The organism is Brevibacterium antiquum CNRZ 918, assembly GCF_900169145.1.
GTDB lineage: Bacteria > Actinomycetota > Actinomycetes > Actinomycetales > Brevibacteriaceae > Brevibacterium > Brevibacterium koreense.
The window spans coordinates 75,363-82,078 of sequence record NZ_FXZD01000011.1 but is presented as its reverse complement, the minus strand read 5'-3'; the positions used below and the strand labels follow the sequence as shown (position 1 = coordinate 82,078).

Sequence of the window (6,716 nt, the reverse complement as noted above, 5' to 3'; positions counted from 1 at the left end):
GGGGATCTGGTCGTACTGAACCAGGAAAGACCGGATCTCTGCCACGCTGTATCCAGTAGTGATGGTCATGGTTAGTGTTCCTCTCAGTGTCAGACTGAGTGACTCACAACCAGCCTGACAGAGAGGGGAGCGGACCATTTAGCGCCGACGGGCCACTTTGTACTGTGGCCGGTCAACGCTAAGTGGTCCGCTCGATGCGGGTGTGACCTCCTCAGCCACGCCCGACGTAGCGCTGGCCGCGGCGGCTCAGGGCGTCAATGACTACGGCGGTGAGCAGGACGAGCGCGGTGATGATCTGCTGCGCATCGGAGTTGAAGCCGATGAGGTAGAGACCGTTGTTGATGGCGCCGACGACCAGAGCACCGAGGACGGCTGCCCAGGCGGTGCCACGGCCGCCGAACAGCGAGGTGCCGCCGATGACCGCGGCGGCGATGGCATTGAGCAGGTCCTGCGTGCTCACCAGCGTCGATCCGGCGTTGGTCGTCACACCGGTTTTGATGAAGCCGAACAGGGCTGCCAGAACACCGGCGGCCATGAACACGCTGATCCGCACCCAGGTGACCCGGATGCCGGCTCGCCTGGCCGCTTCGACCTTGCCGCCGACGGCGTAGATCGAGCGCCCGTACTTGGTCTTGCGCAGCACCAAGTCGATTCCGATGGCGATGACCATCATGAGGAAGAACGGCATCGCCAGACCGAAGTCCTGGTTGACCAGGATGAGGAAGCCGAACACGACAACTGCCAAGATTGCGATGCGCACGGTCACCGAGGTCCAGCTCGGACTGTCGAGTCCCGCACCGTGACGGCGCAGCTTCGAGTAGATGATCCCGGCAGCAAAGCCGATGACCGCGACCGCTCCGAACACGTAGGCCCACACGGCAGGGAAGTAGAAACTCGCGAAGTCGAAGGCGAACGAGTCAGCCATCGACAGGTTCTTCTGCGTACCCAGGGTCGTCAGCGTCAGACCGGTATAGGCCAAAAGGCCCGCGAGGGTCACGACGAAGGCCGGGATGCCGACCACCGCGAAGAACCATCCCTGAATCGCGCCGACGACGAGGCCGAGGATCAGCATGATGACCAGCGCCACCAGGGGCGGCACTCCTTGCCTGACCACGAGCACACCCAGCAGCGAAGCCGCCAAACCGCCCAATTGAGCCAGGGACAAGTCGATCTCGCCGAGCAGCAGGATGAGGTTGATGCCCAACGCGAGAATCGCGAGGTAGGCGACCGTCGAGGACAGGTTGACCAAGTTGGCCGGGGAGATGAAATTGCTGTTCGCCGTCTGGAAGACGATGATGATGACGACGAGCGCGAGAATGACAGGGAACGAGCCCAGTTGGCCTTCCTTGACCCTCCGCACGAAGGTGGCGATGAAGCCTTCACTTGATAGGCGTTCGTCGGTGATGAACGAGTTGCGGCTCATCGGCGATCCCCTCTCCGGGTTGCTCTCTGAGTCACGACGTTGTCGTTGGCTCCCGTGATCGCGGCGACGAGCACATCCGTGCGTTCGTCACCGGGGAAGTCTCCCGCGTCCTTGCCCAACCGCAGAACGTGGACCCGATCGCAGACAGCTTGGACATCGGCCATGTTGTGGCTGACCAACAGCACTCCGAGGTCGCGTTCGCGCAGTCGTTCGATGAGGTTGAGCACCTCGGCCGTCTGAGCAACACCCAGTGCCGCCGTCGGCTCGTCCAACATCACAATGGAAGGTTCGCCGAGGAGGGACCTGGCGATCGCAACCGTCTGCCGCTGACCGCCGGAGAGAGCCGCGATCGGGACTCTCACGCTCGGAATCTTCGCCGACAGACTGTGCAGCAGCTCCCAAGACTGAGCCTCCATGCTGACCTCGTCGAGAACACCACGCCGCGTCTTCTCATGTCCGAGGAACAGGTTGGCCACGACATCGAGGTTCTCACACAGCGAGAGGTCCTGGAATACCGTGGCGACACCTGCCTTCTGCGCATCCTTGGGTGAGCCGAACTTCTGGGATCGACCCGACAACAGGATTTCGCCCTCGTCAGCACCGTGGACACCGGCGATGACCTTGACCAGGGTGGACTTACCGGCGCCGTTGTCACCGACGAGGCCGACGACTTCACCGCGACCGATGTTCAGGTTGATGTCGGTCAGTGCCTGGACCGCGCCGAATCGTTTGTTGATCCCACGCAGTTGGAGTACCGGTTCTGCTCCGGTCTCCGGCACCCGCTGACTCGCGGGTGCCGGATCATTGGTTTGAGAGTTCATGTGTTCCTACTGACCGATCCCTACTTGACGCCGGCGTCGTCGCAGAGCTTCTTCACTTCGCCGGTGCAGATGTCTTCGGCCTTTATCTGATCACCCACGATGTCTTTGACCGTGTCTTTGGTGACGACCTTGGCTTCGACGAAGTCCGTCGGGGTGTCCTTGTAGGTCGTTGAGCCCTCCGGCTTCTCGCCGCCGGCCAGTGCGACAGCTGCCTTCGCGGCGAACTCAGCCTGGGGTGGGATCGATTTGTAGATCGTGGCGTACTGGTCGCCCCTGAGGATGTTCTGCAGACCGTCGACTTCGGCGTCCTGGCCGGTGACGACGGTTTTGACCTTGGCCTTCTTCGTGGCTGCGAGGACACCGCCGGCGGTGCCGTCGTTGGCCGCGTAGATGGCGATCGGGTCCTTCTCTGCGCTCTGCAGCTGACCTTCGACCCATTTGCGGGCATCATCCGGGTTCCAATCGAGAGTGTCATGGCTTTCGGCGATGTCGACACCGGCGTCCTTGAGCGTCTCTTCGGCTCCGGCCTTGAAGTCGGCGGCGTTCGGGTCCTTCGGATCACCGTTGACCATCCAGACTGCTCCCGACTTCGGGTCCGTGTCCTCAGCCTTGAGACCGTCGAGAACGGCCTGGCCCTGGAGGTTGCCGATCTTCTTGTTGTCGAAGGAGGTGTAGTAGTCCGCGCCCTTGAAGAAGCGGTCGTAGGCGATGACCGGAATCTTCTTGGCCTGAGCTTTCGACAGCGAGGAGGCGACAGCTGAGGCGTCGACCGGGTCGAGCACGATGGCGTCGACACCTTCGGTCACTGCTGCTTCGAACTGCTGTTGCTGCTGGGTGGCGTCCTGGTTGGCGTTGCTGTATTTGACCGTCGCATCGGGGTTGGCTTCCGCGACGTACTTCTCGAAGTTCGGCTTGTCGAGGGACTCATAGCGGGTGGTCTTGGATTCCGGGAGCAGCAGGGCGATGGTGACTTCACCGTCTCCGCCCGAGCCGCTGTCGGCTTCCTCATTGCCTTGGCCCTTCTGGCTCCCGCAGCCGCTGAGCGCGAGGGCGCCGATGGCAACCGAGGCGCCGAGGAGCGCGAACTTCTTCCGGGATTTCTTATTGCGGGACTGCAGGTTGTGCCTCATTGTGAACCTTTCAATCTTTCTGACAACGTTGTCAGGCTGTTCAATATAATTCGCCGATTGAGGTTCGGTGTCAACAGTTTCGTCGAAAAATTCTGTCTGGGGCATTCCCGGACCGAGTCACTTGTCCGGGGCCTCTTCGCCGCTGCCGCGAGCGATCACGTACACGGGAATCTGATGTCGACGCGGTCCGGAGCTGGGCGGTTCCTGCAGACGCCGGACCGCCTCGGCGGCCATGGAACTCACGTCACGATCGATGATGGTCACATCTAAGAGCTCCGCGGTGGGGAAGTCGTCGATGCCCACCAGGGCCGGCCACTCATCGAGACGACGACAGGCGTCGATGGCTCCCTGCGTCAGAGTCGCGGACAAGGTGATGAGTCCGCTGGGGGCACTGCGCGAACCCAGCCAGGCGGCGACGACGTTCTTCGCGCTGGCCAGATCGTGAGCGTCTTCCCTCATGTAGGCACGCCACCCGACGTCTGTTCGTCCGGCGAAGGCCGATTGGATTCCAGCGAGCCGGGCGGTGGTGATAGGGCTGGTCGAATGATCGCCGATGACGCCGAGGCTGATGTGTCCGTGCTTGAGAAGCTGGGTGGCGGCCAGGCGGCCGGCGAGCTCCTCGTCACCGGCGATGAGGTCGACCCCGGGTCCTGTAGTCGACGGGTCGAAGGACACGATCTGCACGTCAGCAGATGCAGCAGCGGTGTAGAACCGTGCGGCGTCCGGGTGTGATCTGATGACGCAGATTCCGGTCATGTCATTGGCCAGGCACTCGTCGAGGAAGCCACGTTCACGGTCGGGGTCGTCGGCGGTGACCGTCACGACTGGGCGCAGTCCGACCGTGCTCAGCTCGGACTCCAGCAGGGTGAAGAGATGAGTCTGGAATGGGTCATCACCGTCGCTCATGACTACACCGATGTAGGGTGAACTGCCACCGGCCCGCAGGCGCCTGGCCGTGGAATTGAGGCGGAATCCAAGCTCAGCGGCGGCTTCTTCGACCTTTTCGGCGGTGCTCGCGGCCACATGTTTTTCACCGTTGAGGACCCGGGAAGCGGTCTTGATGCTGACTCCTGCACGCGAAGCGACCGTGGCCAGAGTCGGCCGATCGTTCTGCTTCGCCATGACCACACCTTAGAGTCGGGAATTCCTCGCACCGTTGCGCAGCCCCATATCGGCAACCGTTGGATTGATACTAACCGTTGGTGCCTGAGAGGACACACCTGGAGGCGCGACCGGTCGGCATTCGATCCCGATCATCACTGATCTCTCGCGGAAGAGCGACGAGGCTGGCCCCCAATCCACACCTCGGCGAGCGTGGTGTTCTTTCAGATCACCGTGCCACAGGGTTCCTCATCGTTCCCGCGTAGAGCAGGGATTCGGCTTGGTTGCCGATGTCGACCATCTGCATGGTGTTGCGCAGCTGCAGTCGGTTGAGGCAGGAATGGGCGAAACGTTCGGCTCTCAGGTCCACATCCCCGGCGAGCCCGCGGGCGAGTTCCGGATGCTCGGCCTCGTAACGATCGAGCACCTCGGCGACCAATGCCCAGAACGTCTGCGCACCCAGCACACCATCGGAATCGAGGATCCCGCCGAGGTGGCGCAGCACTCCGTCGAACATGTCCGTGAACACGGACAGGGCCTTCTCCTCCCCCGGGACCAGCGCCCGGATTCGTTCGACGTCGCCCGGCAGCTCCCGGTGACCCAGAACCGCGACCTCCTCGCCGATGTCCTTCATGAAGGCACCGGTCACGACGTGGTTGTCCAGGATGAGGATGAGGTTCTCACCGTGCGGCATGAACACCAGGTCATGGGCCAACAGTGCGTGAACGAGCGGATGCAGGTAGGCCCGCAGGTAGGCCCGCACCCAATCCTGAGGCGAATGACCCGAGGCGCGGATGAGTTCGCTGACGTAGGCGATTCCCCTGTGGTCACGGTGCAGCAAGGCCGCCATGGTGACGACTTTCTGACAGGGCTCGAGCCCTGTCAGCGGGTTCTCTCGCCACAGTGCTGCAAGCATCTTCCGGTGCGGGTTCGTCTCCTGCGTCCGGTGGTAGACATCTCCGGTGTAGCCAAGCGCGGTGCGTTCCCGCAGGACCCGGAATCCGAGGTCAGCGAATGTGGGATCCGTGCCGATGAGCGCAGCGATCCAATCGTTGATGGCCGGTGTATCGCGCATGTACTTCGGTGACAGCCCGCGCAGGAATCCCATGTTCTGCACGGCGAGCGCGACCTTCACATAGGGAGCATCGGCCCGTGTTTGGTTGAAGAAGGTGCGCAGTGACTGCTGCGGCTGAAACTCGTCAAGCCCTGACCCCAGTGGCAGCAGATCGCCGCGGGCGATATCGGCTGCGAAAGTGATCGCGAGTCGGTGATCGGCTTGCCAGGGGTGGACAGGGAGCAGGTGGAAGTCCTCCGGTTTGCGCCCGGCTGATCGAATCCGCGTGTCGAAGAGTTCGCGCTCCTCGGCGCTCAGTGCCCAGTCGACGTGTGCAGCTTCGTCGAGTCCGACGCCGACCGAGAGGTGGCTGTGCTCGCGGGTCGCTGCCACCCACTCGATTCGGGTGGTGCACCCGTTCTCAGGGGCCCACTTCCGGTAGTCGGACAGGGAGAATCCGATGCGTCCGTTGTTCGCGATGAACCCGGGATGGCCTTCGGTCATGGCCGCCTCGGTGGCCTGGAGGCCCGCATTGAGGAGATCTGCAGAGTCCGGGCGGTAGCCCTTGACCGCCTCGACGAGTTTGAAGGCGCTGCTGGCCAGGGTCGAGGCGATCTCCTCGAGGTAGGTCGACATCAGGTTCTCCGGGATGCCGAGGGCATCCTGGAGTTCAACGACGAGTTCTTGAGCGTCGAGTTCGAGCCGAATGCCGTTTCGGTGGCGGGCGATGCTGGCTTCGTCGATGACCCAGTGCTCGAGCGGCAGGACTCGGGCGGTGAACGTGTATGTGAGCGCCTCAGCGTCCGGCGAGCTGTCGGCGTTCTTCGATCCGGTGTCGTCGATCCGCAGCTCCCAGTCATCGGGCCCGGCATCCGGGCAGGTGGCGCGGACCGGGGCGATGAGGCGTTCGTGGGCGAATTCGGACAGGGCCTTGGCCACGAGGTGGCGTTGAGCGACCGCGAAAGTGTCACGATTGAGGTGGGCATAGGCGGCGGGGGTGGTGCCGTCAGGGTGTGCTCGGCCGACACCAGGGTGGGCGTCAACAGCTTGGCTCGAATGTGCCTGTCCCCAGTGCGCCTGACCTACGTGTACGTCCCGGTCGACGAGCGCGTACAGCTCGCTGACTTCGAAGTCCTCACGATCACAGATGCTGACCAGGGCCTGCTTCGTCTCCTCCCCCATCATGA

General features: G+C 62.9%; 5 protein-coding genes. All 5 read right to left on the bottom strand.

Going from position 1 to position 6,716, the window contains the following annotated elements:
• Positions 1 to 211: 211 nt before the first annotated feature.
• Positions 212 to 1,423, bottom strand: a complete 1,212-nt coding sequence (locus tag BANT918_RS14360; RefSeq protein WP_101620899.1) for a sugar ABC transporter permease — start codon at positions 1,421 to 1,423, stop codon at positions 212 to 214.
• On the bottom strand, positions 1,420 to 2,244 hold the full coding sequence (locus tag BANT918_RS14355) for an ATP-binding cassette domain-containing protein (protein ID WP_101620898.1): 825 nt from the start codon (positions 2,242 to 2,244) through the stop codon (positions 1,420 to 1,422). The genes BANT918_RS14360 and BANT918_RS14355 overlap by 4 nt, the downstream gene beginning before the upstream one ends.
• A gap of 20 nt (positions 2,245 to 2,264) precedes the next feature.
• Positions 2,265 to 3,374, bottom strand: a complete 1,110-nt coding sequence (locus BANT918_RS14350; protein ID WP_101620897.1) for a substrate-binding domain-containing protein — start codon at positions 3,372 to 3,374, stop codon at positions 2,265 to 2,267.
• A 117-nt stretch (positions 3,375 to 3,491) separates the two neighbouring features.
• Positions 3,492 to 4,496 carry a LacI family DNA-binding transcriptional regulator gene (locus BANT918_RS14345; protein ID WP_101620896.1) on the bottom strand — a complete coding sequence of 335 codons (1,005 nt, stop codon included), beginning with the start codon at positions 4,494 to 4,496 and terminating at the stop codon, positions 3,492 to 3,494.
• 208 nt (positions 4,497 to 4,704) lie between these two features.
• Entirely contained in the window at positions 4,705 to 6,711 is a 2,007-nt protein-coding gene (locus BANT918_RS18160; RefSeq protein ID WP_418904422.1) for an IucA/IucC family protein, read from the bottom strand.
• Positions 6,712 to 6,716: the final 5 nt, after the last annotated feature.